Source organism: Streptomyces sp. NPDC127108 (assembly GCF_042677545.1).
GTDB lineage: Bacteria > Actinomycetota > Actinomycetes > Streptomycetales > Streptomycetaceae > Streptomyces.
Genome location: NZ_JBHXTE010000047.1, coordinates 41,092 through 64,916 on the forward strand (window position 1 = coordinate 41,092; position 23,825 = coordinate 64,916).

General features: G+C 71.9%; 20 protein-coding genes and 1 riboswitch. Of the genes, 14 read left to right on the plus strand and 6 right to left on the minus strand.

The genetic code is table 11. The annotated features are described in order from the left end of the window. Positions 1-175: 175 nt before the first annotated feature. Positions 176-1,483, plus strand: a complete 1,308-nt coding sequence (locus ACFVHO_RS32275) for an alginate lyase family protein (protein ID WP_385722421.1) — start codon at positions 176-178, stop codon at positions 1,481-1,483. Between the two features lie 60 nt (positions 1,484-1,543). Here ACFVHO_RS32275 and ACFVHO_RS32280 read toward each other — a convergent pair whose 3' ends face one another. Next, positions 1,544-2,776, minus strand: coding sequence for an MFS transporter (locus ACFVHO_RS32280; protein WP_385722424.1), 1,233 nt, complete (start codon positions 2,774-2,776; stop codon positions 1,544-1,546). A 161-nt stretch (positions 2,777-2,937) separates the two neighbouring features. Between ACFVHO_RS32280 and ACFVHO_RS32285 the strand changes: the two genes are divergently transcribed. After that, entirely contained in the window at positions 2,938-4,104 is a 1,167-nt protein-coding gene (locus ACFVHO_RS32285; protein ID WP_385722426.1) for an ROK family transcriptional regulator, read from the plus strand. 191 nt (positions 4,105-4,295) lie between these two features. Here the strand turns inward: ACFVHO_RS32285 and ACFVHO_RS32290 are convergent, their stop codons facing one another. Further along, positions 4,296-6,617, minus strand: a complete 2,322-nt coding sequence (locus tag ACFVHO_RS32290) for a chitinase C-terminal domain-containing protein (protein WP_385722429.1) — start codon at positions 6,615-6,617, stop codon at positions 4,296-4,298. Positions 6,618-6,876: 259 nt separating this feature from the next. After that, a riboswitch (FMN riboswitch) is annotated at positions 6,877-7,007 on the plus strand. A gap of 174 nt (positions 7,008-7,181) precedes the next feature. Between ACFVHO_RS32290 and ribD the strand changes: the two genes are divergently transcribed. The 10 genes from ribD (at position 7,182) to ACFVHO_RS32340 (ending at position 16,119) form a co-directional block, all read left to right on the plus strand. Continuing rightward, positions 7,182-8,495, plus strand: coding sequence for a bifunctional diaminohydroxyphosphoribosylaminopyrimidine deaminase/5-amino-6-(5-phosphoribosylamino)uracil reductase RibD (ribD, locus tag ACFVHO_RS32295; protein WP_385722431.1), 1,314 nt, complete (start codon positions 7,182-7,184; stop codon positions 8,493-8,495). Continuing rightward, positions 8,496-9,149, plus strand: a complete 654-nt coding sequence (locus ACFVHO_RS32300; RefSeq protein WP_385722434.1) for a riboflavin synthase — start codon at positions 8,496-8,498, stop codon at positions 9,147-9,149. Continuing rightward, complete coding sequence (locus ACFVHO_RS32305) at positions 9,146-9,808, plus strand: nicotinamide riboside transporter PnuC (protein ID WP_385722436.1); 663 nt, start codon at positions 9,146-9,148, stop codon at positions 9,806-9,808. Before ACFVHO_RS32300 ends, ACFVHO_RS32305 begins: the two co-directional genes overlap by 4 nt. Continuing rightward, positions 9,805-11,094: a bifunctional 3,4-dihydroxy-2-butanone-4-phosphate synthase/GTP cyclohydrolase II gene (locus tag ACFVHO_RS32310; RefSeq protein WP_385722439.1), complete on the plus strand. Its 1,290-nt coding sequence runs from the start codon at positions 9,805-9,807 to the stop codon at positions 11,092-11,094. Before ACFVHO_RS32305 ends, ACFVHO_RS32310 begins: the two co-directional genes overlap by 4 nt. A gap of 46 nt (positions 11,095-11,140) precedes the next feature. After that, positions 11,141-11,647 carry a 6,7-dimethyl-8-ribityllumazine synthase gene (gene ribH, locus ACFVHO_RS32315; protein WP_385722442.1) on the plus strand — a complete coding sequence of 169 codons (507 nt, stop codon included), beginning with the start codon at positions 11,141-11,143 and terminating at the stop codon, positions 11,645-11,647. A 13-nt stretch (positions 11,648-11,660) separates the two neighbouring features. Further along, complete coding sequence (locus ACFVHO_RS32320; protein WP_385722445.1) at positions 11,661-11,933, plus strand: phosphoribosyl-ATP diphosphatase; 273 nt, start codon at positions 11,661-11,663, stop codon at positions 11,931-11,933. A gap of 83 nt (positions 11,934-12,016) precedes the next feature. After that, positions 12,017-12,865, plus strand: a complete 849-nt coding sequence (hisG, locus tag ACFVHO_RS32325; RefSeq protein ID WP_385722448.1) for an ATP phosphoribosyltransferase — start codon at positions 12,017-12,019, stop codon at positions 12,863-12,865. A 38-nt stretch (positions 12,866-12,903) separates the two neighbouring features. Next, the gene (locus tag ACFVHO_RS32330; RefSeq protein ID WP_385722450.1) at positions 12,904-13,374 is read left to right on the plus strand and encodes a PH domain-containing protein; all 471 of its coding nucleotides are present in this window, start codon (positions 12,904-12,906) and stop codon (positions 13,372-13,374) included. Positions 13,375-13,639: 265 nt separating this feature from the next. Beyond that, the gene (locus tag ACFVHO_RS32335; RefSeq protein ID WP_385722453.1) at positions 13,640-15,025 is read left to right on the plus strand and encodes a hemolysin family protein; all 1,386 of its coding nucleotides are present in this window, start codon (positions 13,640-13,642) and stop codon (positions 15,023-15,025) included. Beyond that, on the plus strand, positions 15,022-16,119 hold the full coding sequence (locus tag ACFVHO_RS32340) for a hemolysin family protein (RefSeq protein WP_385722455.1): 1,098 nt from the start codon (positions 15,022-15,024) through the stop codon (positions 16,117-16,119). Before ACFVHO_RS32335 ends, ACFVHO_RS32340 begins: the two co-directional genes overlap by 4 nt. A 126-nt stretch (positions 16,120-16,245) precedes the next feature. Here the strand turns inward: ACFVHO_RS32340 and ACFVHO_RS32345 are convergent, their stop codons facing one another. Next, on the minus strand, positions 16,246-18,117 hold the full coding sequence (locus ACFVHO_RS32345; protein WP_385722458.1) for an AAA family ATPase: 1,872 nt from the start codon (positions 18,115-18,117) through the stop codon (positions 16,246-16,248). Between the two features lie 452 nt (positions 18,118-18,569). Further along, positions 18,570-19,238, minus strand: a complete 669-nt coding sequence (locus ACFVHO_RS32350; protein WP_385722460.1) for a uridine kinase — start codon at positions 19,236-19,238, stop codon at positions 18,570-18,572. 231 nt (positions 19,239-19,469) lie between these two features. Between ACFVHO_RS32350 and ACFVHO_RS32355 the strand changes: the two genes are divergently transcribed. Beyond that, complete coding sequence (locus ACFVHO_RS32355; protein ID WP_385722463.1) at positions 19,470-20,867, plus strand: peptidase C39 family protein; 1,398 nt, start codon at positions 19,470-19,472, stop codon at positions 20,865-20,867. An 84-nt stretch (positions 20,868-20,951) separates the two neighbouring features. On the opposite strand, the gene ACFVHO_RS32360 is transcribed toward ACFVHO_RS32355, so the two are convergent. Further along, a complete protein-coding gene (locus ACFVHO_RS32360; protein WP_385722466.1) occupies positions 20,952-22,532 on the minus strand; it encodes a M1 family metallopeptidase in 1,581 nt (526 codons plus the stop codon). Between the two features lie 206 nt (positions 22,533-22,738). On the opposite strand from ACFVHO_RS32360, the gene ACFVHO_RS32365 reads away from it, so the two are divergent. After that, complete coding sequence (locus ACFVHO_RS32365) at positions 22,739-22,882, plus strand: SCO1431 family membrane protein (RefSeq protein ID WP_380860784.1); 144 nt, start codon at positions 22,739-22,741, stop codon at positions 22,880-22,882. Here the strand turns inward: ACFVHO_RS32365 and ACFVHO_RS32370 are convergent. Continuing rightward, positions 22,860-23,801 carry a hypothetical protein gene (locus ACFVHO_RS32370; protein WP_385722469.1) on the minus strand — a complete coding sequence of 314 codons (942 nt, stop codon included), beginning with the start codon at positions 23,799-23,801 and terminating at the stop codon, positions 22,860-22,862. The two genes, ACFVHO_RS32365 and ACFVHO_RS32370, sit on opposite strands and share 23 nt — an antisense overlap. Positions 23,802-23,825 lie beyond the last annotated feature (24 nt).

Sequence of the window (23,825 nt, forward strand, 5' to 3'; positions counted from 1 at the left end):
TCGCTTTCTGTGCGCGGGGACGAGCGGTGTCCTCGCAGGGACGAGCCGTGTCGTCATGTCGACGATCAGCGTCGACATGTTAGTGCGACGTAAGGGGGGCTCCTTTCCGGCGCGCTTCCGGTACGTTGACATGGCCAAGCCACTGAACAGAGTTCACATATCTGATGGGAGCGTGATGAGCGCCCGTACTCGCATAGGCGCCCTGTTCACCACCACGGCCGCCGTCGCCGCCGTACTGGTGACGGCCGTACCGGCGACTCCGACTCAGGGCCCGCCTCCGGTGGCCGCGGCCGCGAAGGCCGCGAAGGTCAAGGTCCCCGACACCGCCGTCCTCGACGGCGAGCGACTGGCCGACGCCAAGCGACGGCTCGACCGGGGCGACCCCCGACTCCGCGAGGCCCTCGGCCACTTGACGGCACGCGCGGACAAGTGGCTCGGCAAGGGCCCCTGGACGGTCGTCGACAAGCCGAAGCCCGCGCCGAGCGGCGACCCCCACGACTATCTGAGCCAGGCCCCCTACTGGTGGCCGACCAGGCCCAAGACCCCCGACAACCCCTGGGGCTGCCCGTACGAGCAGCGCGACGGCGAGCGCAACCCGGAGGTCGACACCGGCACCGACCGCCGCGACGTGGAGAACGTCTTCGACTCGACCTACGAGCTGTCCCTCGCCTGGTACTACACGGGTGACAGGAAGTACGCCGAGCACGCCGCGAAGGTCCTGCGCACCTGGTTCCTCGACCCGGCGACGCGGATGAACCCGAACCTGAACCACGGGCAGTTCATCCCCTGCAAGTACGACGGCCGCGCCATCGGCATCATCGACTTCTCGCAGTCGTACACCTCCGTCGTCGACGCCCTCGCGATCCTCGGCACGGGCGCGCCGGGCTGGACGCCGTCCGACCGCACCAAGATGCGCTCCTGGACCAAGAGCTTCCAGAAGTGGCTGACGGACAGCGAGTTCGGCAAGCAGGAGGCCGCCGCGAAGAACAATCACGGCACCTTCTACGACATGCAGCTCGCCGCCCTCGCGTACGCGAACGGCGACAAGGCGCTGGCCCGCAGGACCGTCCTGAACGCGCGCGCCCAGCGCATCGACCCGCAGATCGCCGCCGACGGCAGCCAGCCGCAGGAGCTCACCCGCACCCGCAGCTGGCACTACTCGACCTTCGACCTGGTGGCGTACACCCGCCTCGCCGACATCGGCAGGCACGTCGGCGTGGACCTGTGGAAGTACCGGGGCCCGGACGGGCAGAGCCTCGTCAAGGCGGTCGACTACCTGCTGCCCGCGGCGACCGGAGCGGCGAAGTGGCCGCATCCGGAGCTTCAGTTCCTGCGGTACGCGGCGAGCGACGTCGTGCGCGCCGCCGCCGACGCGGGGTCGGCCGCCGCGAAGGCCGCGGTGCCGAAGCTGGAGCGGCCGCCGGGCGGGGACCTGTGGGAGCTGCGTCCGGCAGCCGAGCAGTTGGACTCGATCGCGGGGTGAGGCGCGCGGGCCGCGCGGCGGCGCCGGGCGGGAGCGTCGGCTCCCGCCCGTGCGGGTCCGTCAGGACTTGCGGTCCGCCGGCGCGGCCTCCGCCTCCGCCGAACCGGCCCGCACCGACGGCGCCGGGCCGCCCGCCGTGCGCAGCACCCCCGCGAACGCCATGAGCCCGCACGCCAGCACTGTGACCAGGCAGAAGGACGCCACCAGGCTGGTCGCGTCGGCGAGCGCGCCGATCGCGGACGGGGCGACGAGACTGGAGGTGTACGTGATGGTGGCGACGCCCGCGATGGCCTGGCTCGGGTTCGGGCCGCTGCGCCCGGCCGCGGCGAACGCCAGCGGGACGACGACCGCGATGCCGAGACCCATGAGGGCGAACCCGGTCATGGCCATCGCCGCGTGCTGCGCCGTCACCACGAGCAGCCCGCCGAGCGCGGCGCACGCCCCGCCCGCGCGCACCGTGCGGACCGCGCCGAACCGGTCGACCACCTTGTCGCCCGCGAACCGCGCGATCGCCATCGTGAGCGTGAAGCCGGTGGTGCACGCGGCGGCCAGGCCCGCGGACGAGTCGAGCACATCCTTCAGGTACACCGCCGACCAGTCCAGGCTCGCGCCCTCCGCGAACACCGCGCAGAAGCCGACCGCGCCGATGAGCAGCGCCGACTTCGGCGGCAGCGCGAACCGCGGCGGCGCCTCCTCCTCGGGCGCGCTGCGCAGGTCGAGGACGCCCTGACAGGCGATCAGGCCGAGCACGGTGAGCACCGCGGCGGCGAAGACGTGGTGCACACGGGCGTCGACGTGCAGATGGGCGGCGACCGTGCCGCCCGCCGAGCCGATCAGGGCGCCCGCGCTCCACATGCCGTGCAGGCCGGACATGATGGACTTGTCCATGCGGTGCTCGATCTCGACGCCGAGCGCGTTCATGGCGACGTCCGACATGCCCGACGTCGCGCCGTACACGAACAGTGCCGCGCAGAGCGTGACCAGGTTCGGCGCGAGCGACGGCAGGGTGAGCGCGAGCGTCCACAGCGCGAGCAGCCCGCGCAGGGCCGTCCGGGCACCGAAGCGGTGGCTCACCCAGCCCGCGAGCGGCATCGCCACGGAGGCGCCGATCGCCGGGAAGGCGAGCGCGAGGCCGAGCAGGCCCGCGCTGATGTCCGCGTGGTCCTGGATCCACGGCACGCGGGTCGCGAACGACCCGGCGACCGAACCGTGCACGCAGAAGATCACCGCGACGGCCATCCGGGCGCGGCTCAACTGCCGTCTGTCCTGCCCCACTTGGTGCTGCTCACTCATCCGTTCCACCCCTCCACGGTCCCGTTCGGAACCGCCGCAGTAAACTATCAGGAACCCTGCCTGATAAAAGAGGGCCGGGGAACCGAATATCGCGCGCGTCCGAAAGCGGCCTCTCCCCGGCGGAGGGCGGACCGACGGCAGCGCTGTGGAAGGATCCCGCCATGCCCGCATCTCCGAGCACCGCTCGGGCCATCAACGACCGGCTCGCGCTGCGCCTGCTGCAGCGCGAAGGGCCCCTGACGGCGGGACAGTTGAAGCAGCTCACCGGCCTGTCCCGGCCCTCCGTCGCCGACCTCGTCGAACGCCTCCAGGGCTCGGGTCTGATCACGGTGGTGGGCGAGACCGGGGAGCGCCGCCGCGGCCCGAACGCCCGGCTCTACGGGATAGTCGCCGACCGGGCCCACCTGGCCGCCCTCGACGTCCGCACCGAGAGCGTGTCCGTGGTCGTGGCCGATCTGCTCGGCGCGCAGCTGGCCGAGGCGACCGTGCCGATCGGCACCGGCACCGGCACCGGCCGCGCCGTCGAGCGGGCCGTGGCCCTGGTGGAGCGCACGGCGCGCGCGGGCGGCGCGAGCAGGCTGCACACGGTGGGCGTCGGCGCGCCCGGCCTCATCGACCCGGCCACCGGCGACCTGCGCGACTCGGCGGGACTGCCCGGCTGGCACCGGCGCCTGGTCGCCGCCCTCACCGAACGGCTGCCCGCCCGCGTCCTGGTGGAGAACGAGACCAACCTCGCCGCCCGCGCCGAGCAGCGCGACGGGGCCGCGCACGACCGCGGCACGTTCGTTCTCCTGTGGCTGGGTGCGGGTACCGGTGCGGCCGTTGTCCTGGACGGCGCTCTGCGGCGCGGCGCGTCCGGCGGTACCGGGGAGATCGGCTTCCTGCCGGTGCCCGGCACCGGGGAGCTGCCGTCGGCCACCGCCTGCGACGGCGGCTTCCACTCGCTCGCCGGGTCGGGGGCGGTGGCCGACCTCGCCGCGGAGCACGGGCTCAAGGTGGAGCCCGGAGCGGGGGAGTTGGTCGCTGCCGCGCTCGTGCGGCACGCCGTGGAGACGGGCCATGAGCCGTTCCTTGCCGAGCTTGCCGACCGGGTGGCCATCGGCGCGGCGTCCGTCGCGGCGGTACTTGATCCGGGCTGTGTGGTCCTCGGCGGTGAGGTGGGCCGGGCGGGCGGCGACGCGCTCGCTCAGCGCGTCGCCGAGAGGGTTGCTGTGATGTCTCCGTTGCGCACGGAGGTTCGCGCCAGTGCGCTGGGAGGCGCGGCCGTTCTGCGGGGGGCGTTGCTGACCGCTCGGGACGCGGCGCAGGAGGAGCTTTTTTCGACGTAGCGCCGCTTTGGCTGGGCTGTTCTGGTCTCTGCGGGGTGGCTGGGTCTTGTCGCGCAGTTCCCCGCGCCCCTTTGGGGCGCTCCTCCGCCGCGCCGCACATCGGTACGGACCCGCGGCCCCAGCCGTGCTGGTGTGAGCCCGGCGGCGGGGCAAGGGCAGTTCTTCCCGCCGCCGGGTGCCTGGGGGAGGGGTCAGCAGGCTCCCAGGTCCTGCCACGGGCCCCACTGGGTGGAACCGGGCTCCTCGCCCTTCGTCCACCACTTGGACTTCCACTGGTGCGACTTGTGGGACACGGTCGTCCCTGAGCCGTACTCGGACGACGTGCTCCACGCGGGCGCGGTGCACTTGCCGGGCGGGTCGGTCGGGTCCGGCGGGTCGGTGGGCCCGGTGCCCGTGCCGGGCTCCACCACGGTCGTGCCGCGCGCCAGGTCACCGGCGAGCCCGTAGGTCGTACCGCCGATGTTCACCGTCCAGTTCGACGGGGTCGACACCGGCAGGTAGTAGTTGAAGGACAGGTCCACGGACGCCCCGGGCGCCAGCGTCTGCCAGGCGGGCAGCTTCAGGGAGACCCGGTTGAAGTCGCCCTTGAGGCCGCCGACGTTGTTGCCGGTGTGCCCGGTGCTGATCACCTTCGTGCCGAAGCCGGACTGGTCGGAGGCGTTGCCGGGGGCCGAGGTGCCGTAGTCGAACTGGAACTCCGTGCCGCCGGGCAGGGTCGTCTTCGTGTTGTTGGTGATCTTCAGCTTGGGCGTGATCGGGTAGTTGGAGTCGCCGAGCTTGAAGTCCCCGAACTCCACGCCGATGTTCACGGACTTGGCGGGCAGGTCCTTGCCCGCGACCTTCGCGCCGTACGGGGACGCCGACTTGAACTTGTCGTACATCGCCGTGGTCAGCGTGTCGCCGATCTCGTACTGCCCCTTGGCGGAGTTGTACTTGTAGTCACCGGCGAGCTCCCAGACCATCGTGCCGCCGATGCCCTTGTCGACCACGTAGTCGGCCTTGGCCTTCACCGACTGCTCGTCCTCGGTGGACAGGAAGACCTTCTTCTCGGCGTTCCACAGCCAGGGCGCGACCAGCGTCGAGTCGTACTTGCGCGCGTAGGTGCCGGTGAGCTTGGTGTCGGCGGAGAAGCCGTACTTGGTCACGTAGTCGCCGACGACGCCCTTCTCCAGGTTCTTGGCGTGCCACATCGGGTTCGACCCGGCGGGCGACTCCTTGCCCTTGTCGTCCTTGTCGTGCCACAGGTTGTCGATGCCGACGGCGCCGTCACCGCACTTGGTGAGCCCGGAACCGGCCGGACAGTCGGTCGACGCCGCCTTGCCCCAGAGCCCGTCCGTGCCGCCCTGCACGTTCTTGAAGCCGCGGGTGTAGTACGGCAGGCCGATGTTGATGCGGCCCGCGGGCATCGAACCGCGGAAGTAGTGATAGGCCCAGTCGGTGTTGAGATACCCGACCCCGCCGTACTGCTGGCTGCCGTACACCCCCGCCGCCGCGAGTTCGGCGTCCTTCCCGTCGTCGTAGAGGGAGGCGTTCGGGCCGACGTACTCGTTCCAGGCGCCATGGAGGTCGTACGACATGATGTTGACGTAGTCCAGGTACTTCTGGACCTGGAACGTCTCCATGCCGCGCAGCAGATATCCGGACGACGGCGCGGCCACGGTCAGCAGATAGTGCTTGCCGTCGGCGGCACCGGCCCGGTCCAGCTTCTCGCGCAGCGTCTTCATCAGCACCGCATAGCCCTTGACCAGGCCCGCGCGGCGGCCGTTGGCGAGCTGCCAGTCCAGCGGATTGCCCGCGTCCTTCATCGTCGTCGGGTATTCGTAGTCGATGTCGACGCCGTTGAAGCCGTACTTCTTGATGAACGCGACGGTGGAGTCCGCGAAGGTCTCGATGCCCGCCTGGTTCACCGAACCGTCCGCGTTGGTGGCCATCGAGTAGAAGCCGCCGGAGTTCACCCGCTTGCCGTCGTCACCGAAATAGCCGCCGGTCTCGGCCCAACCGCCCACGGAGACCATGGTCTTGACGTTCGGGTGCTTCTTCTTGAACTTATTCAGCAGATTGAAGTGACCCTTGTAGGAGTACGCGGGGTCCATTTCCGCGCCCGCGACTCCCGGCCAGGTCATTCCGGTGGCGGCGTTCTTCTCGCCGTCACCGCCCACGGAGATCTTGTTGTCGCTCCCGATGTGCGCGAAGGCGTAGTTGAGGTGGGTGACCTTGTCCCAGGGGATGTCGGACGCGAGATAGGCGGGCTCGCCGTTCTTGCCGGTGCGCCAGCCGGTGAAGTAGCCGATCACGCGGCGCTGGTGGTCGGCGCCCATCTTCTCGCGGCCGTCGGCGTCGTAGACGGAGCAGTAGGGGACGTCGACGCCGGGGGTCTTGTAGAGGCCGTCGGGACGGCAGGACTCGTTGTCGGCGGCGTGCGAGGTCGTCGCGGCGAGGGTGCTCATCAGCAGTCCGGCGACCGCTGCGCCTGCTGCCAGGAGCGTGGCTCTCGCTCGGGTGGGGGTGGGCACGTCGGTTCCTCCTGGGGAGGCTCGGTGTCGCACAACGAACGGGGACGGCGGCCCACGGTGTGCGCACACCGGGCGGGCCTCTCCTCGGAGTGACGCAGACGTTAAGAGGACTAGACCAGTGCGTCAATAGGTATGTACCAATCCCCTTCCGGGGGCCGGGTCGCCGGTGACGGGAGGGGTCGGATTCCTGTGAGCCAGCCCACAGGATCTCCCCTGCACGGCTGTGACCAGGCGTGGCACACTGGTCGGGTACCAGAAGCAGCGCACTCCGGGGTCGGTGCAATTCCGAACCGGCGGTTACAGTCCGCGACCCGGCCGCCTCCAGCGGTCGGTTGACCAGGTGAAACTCCTGGACCGACGGTGAAAGTCCGGATGGGAGGCAGTGCGCGGCGAGCGGACACATGTGTCATGTGTGTCGCCTCGTCGTCTTTGCTCGGTTCCTCAGGGGACCGGTCTCTTTCGACGTCCGGCGACCCCGGCGACGATCCATGCCGGTGTTCCGCTCGTACGTGTCGTCGTCATCGACAGCCCCGGAGTCCGTGCCCGAAGAGGCAGGAGGACCCGGTGGCCACCGCAGCCGAAGCAGCCGCCATGCGACGCGCCGTCGCGCTCGCCGCGCGCGGACTCGGGTTCACGAGCCCCAATCCCGTCGTCGGCTGCGTCATCCTCGACGCGGGCGGCGACAGCGTCGGCGAGGGCTACCACCAGCGCGCGGGCGGACCGCACGCCGAAGTGCACGCCCTGCGTGCGGCCGGCGAGAAGGCCCGCGGCGGCACCGCCGTCGTCACCCTCGAACCCTGCAACCACACCGGCCGCACCGGCCCCTGCGCCCAGGCCCTCCTCGACGCCGGGATCGCCCGCGTCGTGTACGCCGTCGACGATCCCACCCCCGACGCGACCGGCGGCGCCGCCACCCTCCGCGCGGCCGGCGTCGACGTCGAGTCCGGCCTGCTCGCCGAGGAGGCCGAGACGGTCAACGCCGCCTGGCTCACCTCGGTCCGCACCGGCCGCCCCCACGTCACCTGGAAGTACGCCGCCACGCTCGACGGCCGCGTCGCCGCCGCCGACGGCACCAGCCGCTGGATCAGCTCGGCCGAGTCCCGCGCCGACGTGCACCGGCTGCGCGCCGAGTGCGACGCCGTCGTCGTCGGCTCCGGCACCCAGCGCGCCGACGACCCGCACCTCGCGGTGCGCGGCGTCGAGGGCGCCGCCCAGCCGCTGCGGGTCGTCGTCGACACCCACGGCACGGCCGTCCGGCCGGGCGCCCGGGTCCTGGACGACGCGGCTCCCACGCTGGTGGCCGTCGCGGAAGGCGTGGAGCCGCTGCCCGGCGTGGAGACGGTGCACCTTCCGTACACCGACCAGCACGCCGACGCCGCACACCTGCCGTACGTCGAGCGGGTCCCGCGCGCGGCCGGGAACGGCGGCAAGGCGTCGGCGCCGTCCGGGCGGCCGGACACCGCCGCCGACGACGAAGAGGACCGCCTCGAACACCGCTTCACCGCCAGCGGCGGCGCCTACCGCGCACAGCGCCCCGCCGCCCGCACCGAGCACCCCGCGCCGCCCGGCACCCCGGACACCCCGGGCGGCCTCGACATCGACGCGCTGCTCGCCGAACTGCACGCCCGCGGCGTGCGGTCCGTACTCCTCGAAGGCGGGCCGACGCTCGCCGGTGCCTTCGTGGCCGCCGGTGCCGTCGACCGCGTCATCGGCTATCTCGCGCCCACGCTGCTCGGCGCGGGCCCCGCCGCCCTCACCGGCGGCGGAATCACCACCCTCACCGAGGCGTTGCGCCTCGACGTGCGCGAGTGCGTCGCGCTCGGACCCGATCTGCGTATCACCGCGACCGTCGCGGGCCCCGGAACGAAGGAGCACTGAGTGTTCACCGGAATCGTCGAAGAGCTGGGCGAAGTCACCGCCGTGGAGAACCTGGGCGACGCGTCCCGCTTCCGGCTGCGCGGCCCCGTCGTCACCGACGGCGCGAAGCACGGCGACTCCATCGCCGTCAACGGAGTGTGTCTGACGGTCGTCGAGCACGAGGACGACGAGTTCACCGCCGACGTGATGGCCGAGACGCTCGACCGCTCCAGCCTCGGTGTCCTCGTGCCCGGCTCCAAGGTCAACCTGGAGCGCCCGACCGCCGTCGGCGACCGCCTCGGCGGGCACATCGTGCAGGGGCACGTCGACGGAACCGGCACCATCGTCGACCGCAAGCCGTCCGACAACTGGGAGATCGTCAAGGTCTCCCTGCCCGAAGGACTCGCCCGCTACGTCGTCGAGAAGGGCTCCATCACCGTCGACGGCGTCAGCCTGACCGTCGTCGACGCCGGTGCCGACCACTTCACCATCAGCCTGATCCCGACGACCCTCGCCCTGACCACGCTCGGCATCAAGCAGCCCGGCGACCCGGTCAACCTCGAGGTCGACGTCATCGCCAAGTACGTGGAGCGACTGCTCGCCGCGGGCGCCGTGACGCCCGCGCGGGCCACGGCCGCCGAGGCGGGCGCACCGGATCCGGAGGCGGCGAAGTGAGCACGTTCGACTGGCTGAACTCCGAGGCCTTCACCGCCTTCGGCCAGCACATCATGTGGTCCGACATGGTCGGCAACAGCATCGGCCTGATCGCCCTCGCGCTCGGCTGGCGCCGCTCCATCTGGACCTGGCCCGCCCAGTTCCTGTCCGGCGTCGTCCTCGTCGCCGCGTACGCCTCCGCGCAGCTCTCCGGCGGCGTCGGCAAGCAGCTCCTCGTCATCGGCGTCGCCCTGTGGGGCTGGCGGCAGTGGACGCGGGGCAGCCGCGCCGCGCAGGACGGCTCCATCGCCGTGCGCTTCGCCACCTGGAAGGAGCGCGGCGTCCTGCTCGCGGGCACCGCCGTCGGCACCCTCGCCGTCGGCGCGCTCTTCACCGCCGTGCCCGACCTGTCCTGGAACCCCTGGCCGGACGCCTACATCTTCGTCGGCACGCTCGCCGCGATGGTGGCCCAGGCCCGCGGGCTGGTCGAGTTCTGGTTCGCCTGGCTGCTCGTCGACATCGTCGGCGTCCCCCTCGCCTTCTCCAGCGGACTCGCCTTCTCCGGGTTCGTGTACGTCGTCTACCTCGCCCTCGTCCTGTGGGGCCTGCGCGACTGGTGGCTGCGCTCCCGGCAGCCCGCCACCCAGCAGCGGCCCGCTCTGGAAGGAGCCCCGGCATGACCGCTCAGCCCACTCCCACACCCGAGGACCTCGCCCTGGACCTCTCCCTCGACCCGGTGGAGATGGCCATCCGCGACATCGCGGCCGGCCGGCCCGTCGTGGTCGTCGACGACGAGGACCGCGAGAACGAGGGCGACCTCGTCATCGCCGCCGAGAAGGCCACCCCCGAGATCGTCGCCTTCATGATGAGCGAGTGCCGCGGCCTGATCTGCGCCCCCATGGAGAGCGACGAGCTCGAACGCCTGCACCTGCCGCAGATGGTCGAGAACAACACCGAGTCGATGAGCACGGCCTTCACCGTCTCCGTCGACGCGAGCGGCGCGCACGGCGTCACCACCGGCATCTCCGCCGCCGACCGCGCCACCACCCTCCAGCTCCTCGCGAGCGGCACGGCCGACGCGAGCGACTTCGTCCGGCCCGGCCACATCTTCCCGCTGCGCGCCAAGGCCGGCGGCGTCCTCGTGCGCGACGGCCACACCGAGGCCGCCGTCGACCTCGCCCGGCTCGCGGGGCTGCGGCCCGCCGGGGCCATCGTCGAGATCGCGGGCGAGGACGGCCGGATGCTGCGGCTGCCCGAACTGGTGCCGTTCGCCCGCAGGCACGGCCTGACGATCATCTCCATCGAGGACCTGATCGCCTACCGCCGTACCGCCGAGCCCACCGTCCGCCGCGAGGCCGAGGTCCGACTGCCCACGTCCTACGGCGAGTTCACCGCGTACGGCTACCGCTCCACCGTCGACGGCGTCGAGCACGTCGCGCTCGTCCACGGCGACATCGGCACCGGCGAGGACGTCCTCGTACGCATCCACTCCGAGTGCCTGACCGGCGACGTCTTCCACTCCCTGCGCTGCGACTGCGGGCCGCAGCTGGAGGAGTCCATGCGGCGCGTCACCGACACCGGGCGCGGCGTCGTGGTCTATCTGCGCGGCCACGAGGGGCGCGGCATCGGACTGCTGTCCAAGCTGCGCGCCTACGAACTACAGGAGCGCGGCAGCGACACCCTGGACGCCAACCTCGAACTGGGCCTGCCCGCCGACGCCCGCGACTACGGCGCCGGTGCCCAGATCCTGGAGGACCTCGGAGTCCGCAGCCTGCGGCTCCTCACCAACAACCCGGACAAGGTCGACGCCCTCGCCCGGCACGGCCTGAAGGTCACCGCGCGCGAGCCCATGCCGGTCACCGTCGGCGAGCACAATCTGCGCTACCTGCGCACCAAGCGGGACCGCATGGGCCACGACCTGCCCTGGCTGGACACCCCGGAGATGTCCGCCTGCGGCAACCAGTAGCACAAGCCATCCGAACAGAGCCCCGACACACCCCGAGGAGAAGCGCGTGAGCGGCAAGGGTGCCCCCGAACTGAGCGTGAAGAACTGTGGCGACCTGCGCGTCGCCGTCGTCGCCGCCCTGTGGCACGAGCGGATCATGGACGGCCTCGTCGACGGCGCCCTGCGCGCCCTGCACGAGCTCGGCATCGACGAGCCGACGCTCCTTCGCGTGCCCGGCAGCTACGAGCTGCCCGTCGTCGCCAAGGCCCTCGCGGGCCGCGGCTACGACGCGATCGTGGCACTCGGAGTCGTCGTCCGCGGCGGCACCCCGCACTTCGAGTACGTGTGCCAGGGCGTCACCCAGGGCCTCACCCAGGTGTCCGTCGACACCGGCGTGCCCATCGGCTTCGGCGTGCTCACGTGCGACACCGAGGAACAGGCCCTGGACCGCGCGGGCATCGAGGGCTCGACCGAGGACAAGGGCCACGAAGCGGTCACCGCCGCGGTGGCCACGGCGGCCACGCTCCGGACGATCTCCGAACCCTGGCGGCAGGGGCGGGGCGTGGGCGCGTAGAGTGAACGACATCATGTCCAAGAAGACTTTCGAGGAGCTCTTCACCGAGCTCCAGCACAAGGCCGCCAACGGCGACCCCGCCACCTCCCGCACCGCGGAACTGGTGGACAAGGGCGTCCATGCCATCGGCAAGAAGGTCGTCGAGGAGGCCGCCGAGGTGTGGATGGCCGCCGAGTACGAGGGCAAGGAAGCCACCGCCGAGGAGATCTCCCAGCTCCTGTACCACGTACAGGTGATGATGGTCGCCCGCGGCATCTCCCTCAGCGACGTCTACGCCCACCTCTAGAGCGTCCGCACACCCCACCGCAGTCACTTCTTCACGCAGTGACTCCTCACGCAGTCACTCCTCACGCAAAGGAATCCGTCCTCATGCTGCGCATCGCCGTGCCCAACAAGGGTTCACTGTCCGGACCTGCGTCGGCGATGCTGCATGAGGCCGGATACCAGCAGCGCAAGGAGTCCAAGGAACTCGTCCTCGTCGACCCCGAGAACGAGGTCGAGTTCTTCTACCTGCGCCCGCGCGACATCGCCATCTACGTCTCCTCCGGCAAGCTCGACATCGGCATCACCGGACGCGACCTGCTGATCGACTCCGGCGCCAACGCCGAGGAGATCCTGCCGCTCGGCTTCGCCCGCTCCACCTTCCGCTTTGCCGCCAAGCCCGGCACCGCCCAGGGCATCGAGGAGCTGGCCGGGCGCACCGTCGCCACCTCCTACGAGGGCATCGTCGCCAAGCACCTCGCCGACAGCGGCGTCGACGCCTCCGTCATCCACCTCGACGGCGCCGTCGAGACCGCCATCGAGCTGGGTGTCGCGCAGGTCATCGCGGACGTCGTCGAGACCGGCACCAGCCTGCGGAACGCGGGACTCGAGGTCTTCGGCGAGCCGATCATGAAGTCCGAGGCGGTCGTCATCCGGCGCACCGGTGCCGCCGCCGACGACCCCAAGGTGCAGCAGTTCCTGCGCCGCCTCCAGGGCGTCCTGGTCGCCCGGACGTACGTGATGATGGACTACGACTGCCGCGCCGAGCACCTCGAACAGGCCGTGGCGCTCACCCCGGGCCTGGAGTCGCCGACCATCTCCCCGCTGCACAACGAAGGCTGGGTCGCGGTCCGCTCCATGGTCCCCACCAAGGACGCACAGCGGGTCATGGACGACCTGTACGCCATCGGGGCGCGCGCCATCCTGACCACGGCCATCCACGCCTGCCGCCTCTGACCGTCCCGGAACCCACCGACATGTCTGCGACGTCTTCGATGTCTGCCAGCTCCGCCCGCCCCGACCGGCCTTCGGCACCGGCCCTGCCGGCCACCTTCCGGCCCGCCCGCACCCGGGCGGTGCTGCTCACCGCCGGAGCCGCGGTCTTCGCGGCGCTCGTCGTGATCTCCGTGCTGCTCCCCAACCTCAGCCCGGGGGAGCGGACCAGCTTCGTCTTCACCGGCGCGCTGCTGCTCGGCGTGCTCGTCCTGCTGAGCAGGCCCAAGGTGGTCGCCGACGAGACGGGCGTGACCGTCGTCAACATCGCCACGAGCCGCCGCCTGGAGTGGGCCGAGATCGTCCGGGTCAATCTGCGCCCCGGCGACCCCTGGGTGTTCCTCGACCTCACCGACGGCACCAGCCTGCCCGCCCTCGGCATCCAGCCGGGCATCGCCAAGCAGCGCGCCATCAGCGACGCCCGCGCGCTGCGGGCCCTGGTCGAGGCGCGCTCCGGCAGCGAGACCGACTGAAGGACCCGACCGGGGAATCCCCCAGGGGCCGGAATCCGGGAGGACTCGGGGGATCCCGAACTGACGCGTCGGCGCCTGTCTTGATTAATCTGGATGCGGGGCGGACACCACGTGCCGCCCCGCCCCGGACGGCCGGCGCGGCCGGTACGGGGCTCCTGCTAACCGAGGAGTGACCCTCTCCGGCGATGGACGGATCGTCCTGTAGTACCTGCGCCGCCCCCTCCCGACATACGGGGACCCGAGCACCGGGCGAGGCGGCGGCATCATGACCATCCCCCTGCTGCTCCTCGGAGCGGCTTTCCTGTTGATCCTCGCCAACGGCTTCTTCGTGGCCGCCGAGTTCGGCCTCGTCACCGTCGAGCGGCCCGACGCCGAGAAGGCCGCAGCCGACGGCGACCGCCGGGCGCGCACGGTCGTCGGCGCCCTCAAGGAGCTGTCCTTCCAGCTGTCGGGCACCCAGCTCGGCATCACCATCACCTCGCTCGTCATCGGCATGCTCGCCGAGCCCGCGCTCGCGCGCCTCCTCGCCCGCCCGCTCACCTCAACGGGCATACCGGAAGGGGCGGTTTCGGGAGTCGCGGTGGCCGTCGGCATGCTCCTGGCCTCCGCGGTGCAGATGGTGATCGGTGAGCTGGTGCCCAAGAACTGGGCGGTGTCCCGGCCCCTGCAGGTCGCGCGGTTCGTCGCGGGCCCGCAAGCCGCCTTCTCGCGGCTGTTCCGGCCGGTGATCGCCGGGCTCAACTCCGTCGCGAACCGCCTGGTGCGGTCCCTCGGGGTCGAGCCCGCCGAGGAGCTGGCCTCCGCCCGCACCCCCGGTGAACTGGTCTCCCTCGCCCGGCACTCGGCCCGCGCCGGAGCGCTGGAGCAGGACACCGCCGACCTGTTCGTGCGCACGCTCTCGCTCGGCGAACTCACCGCGCAGCACGTGATGACGCCCCGCGTGAGGGTCAGCGCCCTGCAGTCCTCCGCCACCGCCGAGGACGTGGTCAACCTGACCCGGGCCACCGGCCTGTCCCGCTTCCCCGTCTACCGGGAGCGGATCGACGAGGTCGTCGGCATGGTCCACCTCAAAGACGCCCTCGCGGTCCCCGCGCACGAGCGGCTGCGCGCCCCCGTCGGCAGGATCGCCAAGTCCCCGCTGCTCGTCCCGGAGACGCTGCCCGTGCAGCCCCTCCTGGAGCGGCTGCGCAGCGAGCAGCCGATAGCGGTGGTCGTCGACGAGTACGGCGGCACGGCCGGGGTGGTCACCCTGGAGGACATCGTCGAGGAACTCGTCGGCGAGGTCCGCGACGAGCACGACCACCAGGACGGCCTGCCCGACCTCGCGACCGCACCGGCCGAGGACGGCAGACCCGCCTGGGACGCCGACGGCGGCTGCCGCGTCGACACCCTGCGGCGCATAGGGCTCGACGTCCCCGAGGGTCCCTACGAGACCGTGGCCGGACTCGTCGCCGATCTGCTCGGCCGCATTCCGGCACCCGGCGACCGCGCCGAACTCCCGGGCTGGCGGCTCGCGGTCCGCCAGGTCGGGCACTACCGCGCGGAGCGGGTGCGGCTGGTGCGGACCGGGGACCCGGCCGGGGTGCCGGGCGAGGCGGCCGACGGGGCCGCGGACCGGGTGGGCGCCGCGGCCATGGAGGCCGTGCGATGAGCGCCCTCCAACTCCTGCTGGCCGTCCTCCTCGTGCTCGCCAACGGCTTCTTCGTGGGGGCCGAGTTCGCGCTCGTGTCCGTGCGCCGCAGCCAGATCGAGCCCCTGGGCTCCAAGCGGGCCCGCCAGGTCCTGCACGGCCTGGAGCATCTGCCACAGATGATGGCCGCCGCCCAGTTCGGCATCACCGTGTGCTCGCTGACGCTCGGCGCCGTGGCGGAGCCGACCGTGGCGCACCTGCTCGAACCGCTCTTCCACGTGGTGCACCTGCCCGAGGGCATGATCCATCCCCTCGGCTATGTGATCGCGCTCGCCGTCGTCGTCTTCCTGCACCTCGTCATCGGCGAGATGCTCCCGAAGAACCTCGCGATGGCGGCGCCCGAGCGGACCGCGCTGTGGCTCAGCCCCGGCCTGGTGGCGTTCGCGCGCCTGTGCCGACCGGTCACGGTGACGCTCGGCGCCTGTGCCCGGCTGATCCTGCGGCTGTTCAAGGTCGAGCCCAAGGACGAGGTGGAGGCGGTCTTCACCAGCGTGCAGCTGGGCCGTCTGGTGGAGGACGCGGGGCAGGCGGGTCTCCTCGACCCGCGGGCGCAGGAGCGCCTGGAGGACGCCCTCGAGCTGGGGTCACGGCCGGTGACGGACGTCCTGCTCGACCGCGCCTCCCTGGTCACGGTCGGTCCTTCGGTCACCCCGGCGCAGGTCGTCGAACTCACCGGCCGCACGGGCTACTCCCGGTTCCCCGTCCGTGCGGAGACCGGCGCCTTCATGGGCTATCTGCACGTGAAGGACGTCCTGGACCTGGAGGACACCGACCGCGCGGTGCCCCAGCACGTCTGGCACCAGATGACGGTCCTGCGCGCCGAACTCCCCCTGGACGACGCCCTGACCGTGATGCGGCACGCCGCGACACATCTGGCGCAGGTCGCCGACGCCTCCGGAAAGGTGCTCGGCCTGGTCGCCCTGGAGGACGTCCTGGAGCTTCTGGTCGGCGAGGTCCGTGACCCGGCGCACCGGGTGGCCGTGCCCCCGGCGTCGCACGCGGTGCGGAGCCGGGGCGGCGCGGGGGACGTCCGGGGGAAGGAGCTGGTCGGCTGAGACCGGTGGGCCGGTGGGCCGGGGCGGTCGGGCAGGACCCGTTCCGCCCCGGCCCACCGGCGTCTCAGTCGCTCGGCCGTGCGGTCGTTCAGGTCCTCGGCTCAGGCGCGCGGCGCCCCGGTCGGCTCAGCCGCCGGCGGGGTCGGTCGGTCCCCGGCCCGAGAGGACCTCCCCGTACGCCTGCATGAGGTCCGGGAGCCGCAGGGTCGACAGGTCGGCCCGGGTCGGCGCCCCGGGATAGCCGGAGAGCCGCAGGTCGCGGTAGGCACAGCTCTTCTCGTACAGCGTGCGCAGGAAGCGTCCGTTGCCCAGCTCGTCGATCCACGTCTGGTCGACCACGTGCCCGCTGATGGAGCGCAGCTCGTCCAGGGCCTCCTCGTCCCACACGTCGCCGTTGTCGGCGGCGAGGACCTGTCCGATCGCGGTGAGCTCCAGGGGCCGGTACGAGGGGAAGTCGACGCGTGTCGTGAAGCGGGAGGAGAGCCCGGGGTTGGCGGCGAGCAGCCGGTCCATGCCCTCGGGGTAGCCCGCGAGGATCACCACGAGGTGGTCGCGGTTGTCCTCGGCCCGCTTCAGGAGCACCTGGAGAGCCTCGTCGCCGTACGCGTCGCCCTTGCCGTAGCCGGAGTTGGACAGGGAGTACGCCTCGTCGACGAAGAGGACGCCGCCGATCGCCGAGTCGATCAGCTCGTTGGCCTTCACGGCGGTCTGGCCCAGATACTCGCCGACCAGGTCGGCCCGCTGGGCCTCCACGAGGTGGTCGCCGCCGAGCAGACCGAGGGCGTAGAAGACCCGGCCGAGGATGCGGGCCACGGTGGTCTTGCCGGTGCCGGAGGGGCCGGAGAAGACGAAGTGTCGTTTCGGCGGTTGCACGGGAAGGCCCTGCGCCGCCCGGAAGCGGGCCATGTTCAGCTGCGCGGAGAGCGCCTTGACCTGGCGTTTGACGGGTTCGAGGCCGACCATCCGCTCCAGCTCGGCGAGCGCCTGCTCGAGCAGGGCCGGGTCGGTGGGCCCGGGCGGGGGCTGGCGCGGGGCGGGCTTGATGGGGATCACGGCCTTCTCGCGCACCGTGTCGGCGTCGGGTGGGCCGCCGCCGGGCGGCAGTTCGGGCTCGGTCACCTTCAGGTCGCGGCCCTCGGCGCCGAACAGCGCGTCCACGCCGTCGGGTCCGTCGAGGGCGTCCTGGCCGATGCCGGTGAGGGAGATCGCGGCCAGGTCGGCGGCGTCGTCGTAGCCGTCGCCCTCGGCGATGGCGGCGAGCCGGGCGGAGGTGTCCATGAAGGCGGGGTCGACGCGGTGCACCGCGCGGTACAGCGGCAGCGCGGCGGCGGACCGGCCGGTGCCCTCGTGCGCGCGGGCCAGCCAGTAGCGCAGCTCCTTGCGCTGCGGCTGTTCACTGCGGCAGCGCATCAGCGCGGCCGACAGCAGCGGCTCGGCCTGTCCGTACATCTCCAGGCGCACCCGCGCCATGCCGCCGAAGAGGCCCGCCTCGATGCCGAGCATCGCGTCGTCGATCAGCGGGTCGGTGTGCCGCACCAACTGCTCCCAGTCCTTGACCAGGTAGGCGCGGCAGGCGTGCAGGAAACGGACCTGCACGTCGGCGTCGACCGGCGGCAGTCCGGCGAGGGCCCGGTCGAGCTCCGGCACATGGCGGCCGTCCAGCCAGTGCGAGGCGTGCGCGAGCAGCAGGTCGCGGGTGGACTCGAGGACGGGCTGCACCCACCAGCCCAGCCAGTACCAGGAGTTGAGGGTGCGCACGTGCCGGGCGCGCTGTTCGCCGAAGCGGTCCCGGTGCTGGAACATCCGCAGCAGCGCGGTCGTCGTGTCGATGCGCAGCGCGTGCAGCCCGAGCCAGCCGTCCGCCATGCCCGGGTCCATCCGCACCGCGGCCCTGAACTCCTCCTCGGCCTGCGGATAGGCGCCCATGGTGTAGGCGTCGACGCCCCGCAGCCAGGCGAGGTCGGCCGGGGCGGTAGAGCCCTGGGTGCCGAAGTCCATCACGTCCCCCACAAACCGTGCCCCCGTTTGTGTACCACCGGGCCGGTGCCCGCCGGCAACTGAGCTGAACCGCCGTGCTGCGGACGGGAGTTGACGCGGTGCCCGCAGCAGCCGTCCGAAGTCGCACCAAGATGCATCGTACCTGCGTGGCAGGGCTCGGCCGTAGGGTGCCGCAGCGTTGGATCTCCGGCGGGGGGTCCTGGGGGCGGCCGAGGAGGAGAGGCCCGATGGTGACCCAGGGTGAGCGTTCGACGGCTCATGGCGCTGGGGGAAAGTGGGCGAAGGGCAGAACGAAGCCCCCGATCACGGGGGAACAACCGGGGGCTTCGCGTCTGCGGGCGACCCGAAAGGCCGCACATTGAGAACGTAAGTCCTGTAAGGCCCCTGGGTCAAGCCGAGTTGGGGCACTCTCGAAATCTGGCCACACGGTCCGGAAGCCGTCTTCGGCGGATTCAGCGCGCTGCCGACGGACCTTCACCCTGAGTGACGATTTGGGTCAGTGCTGCCGTCTCGTCGGACCCCGGCAGCACCTCGTACCCCACCGGCAACTCGTGTACGAGCAACTGGGCGAAGGGCCGCGACGGGTCCTCGGCGAAATGACGTCGTTCGGCGGCCTCCCAGCCGTCCCAGAAACCGCTGAGGGCAGGACCGTCCCGTCGGCGCCCGCGTGCCCAGGACGTGTAGCGGGGCAGATCCATCCACAGCAGACCCGCCAGGAACGGCCGTAGCACCCGGCGGCCCGCGCCGACACCCTCCATCAGGACGACGGGGGCGGCGGGCAGCGGGCGCTCGGCAGGACCGAAGTGGCGCGCGTGCCAGTCGTACGCCGCATAGTGCGCCGTTTCGCCTCGGGACAGGGGTTCCACGACCTGTCGCAGCAGCCGGTCCGTCCAGTCGAACAGGTCGGCGTGGCTCGCGATGTCGTCGAGGCGGAGCACCGGGGCGCCGTCCAGTGCCTCGGCGAGCCGCGCGGTGAAGGTCGACTTGCCGGAGCCCGCGTGCCCGTCGACGGCGACCAGCCGGACCGGTCCGCAGGACGGCGGCAGGCCGCGCACGGCGTGGGCGATGCGGGCGAGGCCGGGGCGGCCGGGGAGGGGCGCGGGGCGGCGGATATCGGTCATCGCGGGTCAGCCTACGGGCCGGGGCGCGCGGGGCGCAGATCGTGGGGCGCGGGCGCGGTTCAGTGCGCTGCCGCAGGTCATACCAGTGGTAGAGGCCAATATTGGTCGGCGCTGTCGGGTCCGGATCGCTGGCAGAACCCGTCGGCGTACAGCCATAGTTGGCGCACTGTCGTGTACCTGACCATCACGCTCCGGCTGCGGCCGGAACCCATCGACTGGGGGCTCCCGTCCATGGACCAAGCTGAAGGCATGTCCCGCAGAAGAATCCTCACCACGGCGGCCGGAGCCGCGGCCCTGGCGGCCGTCGCGGCCACGGCCGCCACCGTGACCCCCGCGGGCGCCGGCCCCTCGTCCCGGCGCCGCCCGCCCCGCGCCGAGCGGCTCGTGGACAACCGTTTCTGGGTCTCCCGCAAGGACTGGGGCTCGGGAACGGCCCACGGCACCCGCGTCCTCGGCAAGGGCCGCGCCGGAGTCGGGATATCCGAGCCCGTGGGGACGATCGACTACACCGACCCGCACACCGGCAGGACCACCACCTGGGAGTACGCCCAGTGGACCGGCCCCACGCACCGCCCCGCGACCCCCGCCACGGAAGCCATCGCCTCCTGGAACGCCCGCACCCCCACCGGCACCTGGATCCAGGTCGAGCTGGAGGCGACGTACTCGGACGGCACCACGTCGCCCTGGTACGTCCTCGGCCGCTGGAACTCGGGCGACGACCGAGCGGACGCCGAGGCCGCCGTCATCCGGCGCACCTCGGTGGACGACCAGTCCGACGGCAAGACGTCCGTCTGGACGGACACGCTGTCCGTCGACGACACGGCGAGCGGCCTGCGCGTGGCCGCGTACCGGCTGCGGCTGACGCTGTACCGCACGCCGGGCAGCGCGCTCACACCCACGGTGTGGCGGCTCGGCGCGATGGCCTCCGCGGTGCCCGACCGCTTCACGGTGCCCGCCACCGAGCCCGGGCTCGCCAAGGAACTCAAGGTGCCGCGCTATTCGCAGGACATCCACAAGGGCCAGTACCCGGAATACGACAACGGCGGCGAGGCCTGGTGCAGCCCCACGTCGTCGCAGATGATCCTGGAGTACTGGGGGCGCCGGCCGACGGCCGGTGACCTGGCCTGGGTCGACCCCGCCTTCGCCGACCCGCAGGTGTGCCACGCGGCCCGGTTCACCTACGACTACCAGTACGGAGGCTGCGGGAACTGGCCGTTCAACACGGCCTACGCGGCGACGTACGAGGACATGCAGGGCGTCGTCACCCGGCTGGGCTCGCTCACCGACCTGGAGACCCTGATCAAGGCGGGCATTCCGGCCATCACCTCGCAGTCCTTCCTCAAGGAGGAGCTGACCGGGGCGGGCTACGGCACCGCGGGCCACCTCATGACCGTCATCGGCTTCACCAAGAGCGGCGACGTGATCGCCAACGATCCCGCGTCGCCGAGCAACCCGGCGGTCCGCCGCGTCTACAAGAGGCGGGAGTTCGAGAACATCTGGCTCCGCACCCAGCGCAAGAACGCCCAGGGCAAGGTGGTGTCGGGGACCGGCGGGGTCTGCTACCTGTACTTCCCCGTGCACCGCACGAAGGAGCAGGTGCGCGCGCTGCTCGCCGTCGGCGTGCGCTGACGGGGAGGGCCCCGTCCCGATGGGACGGGGCCCCTGGTGCAGAACCGGCCCGTGCTCACAACCGCGGGGGACGCCCCCCCCGGCTCAGGTCGCCGGGTCGACCACCCAGTCAGGGTGGCCCGGCATCGGCGGGGTCTTCGGTCCGTACAGCCACGGCTTCAGGAAGCCGGACAGGTCCTCGCCCGCGACCTTCGAGGCGAGGTCGACGTAGTCCTGGGTGCTCGCGGTCTTCCCGCGGTACTCGCTCACCCAGGCCCGCTCGATCTTCTGGAACGTCGCGTCCCCGACCTGCTCGCGCAGCGCGTACAGGACGAGCGCCGAACCGTCGTAGCGCATGCGCTTGAAGAGGTTCGGCTCGGTGGGCTCCGCGGGCGCGCCGAAGTCGCGGCGCCACTGGTCGTGCGCCTTGTACGCGGCCTTCATCGCGGCCTCGAAGCTGTCGCCGCCGTGCTCCTCGGAGTACATGCGCTCGTAGAAGCGGGCGTGTCCCTCGCTGACCCACAGGTCGGACCAGCCCGCGAGGGCGACGCTGTCGCCGAACCACTGGTGGGTCAGCTCGTGCACCAGGTTCCGCTCGGCGTCGACCTGGGTGCCGAGCAGGTCGGCCTTGGGGACGAGGGAGAGCGTCTGGGTCTCCAGGGCGACACCGAGGTCGGTGTCGCCGACGAGGATGCCGTACCGGTTGAAGGGGTACTTGCCGAGCTTCTGCTCCAGCCACCGCAGATGGTCCGGGGTGAGCTTGCGGTACTTCGCCGTGGGCTCCACCAGCGCGTCCGGGACGATGTCGCGCAGGGGCAGCCCGCCCGGCCCGGTGCTGTCGACCATCGTGAACTTGCCGACGGCGAGCTGCACGAGCTGCGTGGACAGCGGCTGCTCGGAGTCGTACGTCCACCGCACCCGGTCGTCGGACAGCTGCTTCTTGCCGGTCAGCTTGCCGTTGGCGACGGCCGTGCGGTCCTTCGGCGTGGTGATCCGGAAGGTGATCGGCGCGCGCTGGCTCGGGTGGTCGTTGGCCGGGAAGATCAGGCGGGCGCCGTTGGGCTGCGGGTAGACCACCGTGCCGTCGGGCGTGGGGATCCAGCCGTAGTCCTCGATGGCGTCGTCGCGGTGCCGGGTCTGGGTGGGGTCGGCGGTGTAGGTGACCTTGACCGTGAAGGCGCGGCCCTTGGCGATCGGCGACTTCGGCGTGACGGTCAGCTCGTCGCCGTCGCGCGAGGTGGCGGCCGCCTTGCCGTCGACGGTGACCTCGCGCAGCGTGTTGCCGCCGAAGTCGAGGTTGAAGCGGGACAGGGACTGGGTGGCGGTGGCCTTGATGGTGGCCGACGCCGCGAACGGGGTCTTCGGGGCCTGCCAGTCGAAGTCCAGGACGTAGCGGTCGACGGTGTAGCCGCCGTTGCCGTCGAGGGGGAACATCGGGTCGCCGAGCCCCGGGGCGCCGGGAGAGGGCTTCTCCGCTGCCGCGGGAGTGGCGTACGAGACCGGTCCGGTGAGGGCGGCCGCCGCCGTCACGGCCGCCGCGAGGGCGAGTCGCGCTCCGGTGCTCCTGCGGCGGGGCGTCCTACTGCTTTCTCCCGGGGGACGACCCCCGGACCCCCAGCCGGAAAGACGCGTCAGTCGGAGCACCGGCGAGGCCTTCGCGCCGCGGAACCGGGTGGACCTGCTCATCGGAAACCTTTCGGTCGGATGCTGCGCGGACGTACGCCGTCTTAGACGCACGGCGATCCGCGGCAGTTGTGGTGACGGGTGACCAACGTCTCTCCCACAATCGCGGGCACGGCTGGCAAGGTGGAAGACGCCAGTGGGGGGAATGTCCACTGCCAGTGAGGCCGGGGGAGACCGCCGTCGGCCGGAAAACGTCAGCGAGAAGCCATATGACCGCGACCTCTGCCACCGCAGTCCGCACCAAGGCCCGCACGGGCGGCCCCAAGGACGGCCCGAACGTCCTGGAGCACCTCGCGGGCTGGACCCTCGTCGTCGTGCTCGCGATGCTCGTCAGCCAGGTCGGCCTTCTGTGAGCTGAGTCTCACCACCGGGGTCGGCCGGGCCGTCCGGGCCGGGCCGAGCCGTCAGGTCCAGGTCCGCCCGCCAGTGCCGGTGGGGCACCCCCACCAGGTCGTACAGCCGCCGCACCGGCGACCGCCCCGGCAGCAGCACGACCCCCGCGAGCACCGCGAACAGCGGCAGGCCCAGCCACCCGCCGAGCAGCCGCACCAGCACGCTCGCGGTGACCGCGCCGAGGAACGGCAGGCCGTGGACCCCGGCGCCCGCGATGGCGACGGCAAGGACGGGGTGCACCTTGCGGTCCTCGTCCGCGCCGGGCAGCGACCAGCCCTCCAGGAGCCAGCCGATCTCCGTCATCAGCATGGTCCCGATGACGGCCGCGCCGAAGACGAGCAGCGCGAGGAACGTGCCGGACGTGAGGAAGTCCAGGGCGTTGTTGACGACGCTGTCGTGCGGCCAGTCCGCCCAGTCGCGCGCCCCCGGGGACAGGAACCGCTCGTAGCCGCTGCCGTCCCAGCCGTGCACGAGGGTGCCGAAGAGCAGGAAGTAACCGCCCACGCACTGGAGGTACGCCCAGTAGCCCGCGCCCACGAGGACCAGCGTCTGGGCGGCGAGGAACCCGAGGACGGCGGCGACGGGGATCCCGCCCGCGTAGAAGAGGACGAAGCCCGCCCATACGCCCTCGTGGCCGTCGGCGACGTGCATCGTCGCCCAGGACGGGTTCTGCCAGAGCAGGAACAGGCCGGTCGGCACCATCAGGACGGCCGCGAAGAGGACCGTCAGGGCCAGATAGGGGTTGGCGGCGCGGCTGCGGGTGCGCGGGCCCTCGCCCGCGTTGATCCGCTCCCACACCTGGAGCTGGCGGCCCGCGGCGAGCGCGAAGGTCGCGCCCACCGCGTACGCCCAGAACAGCGCGGCCTGGATCTGGATCACGGCGGCGCTCCCTTCCGGATCACG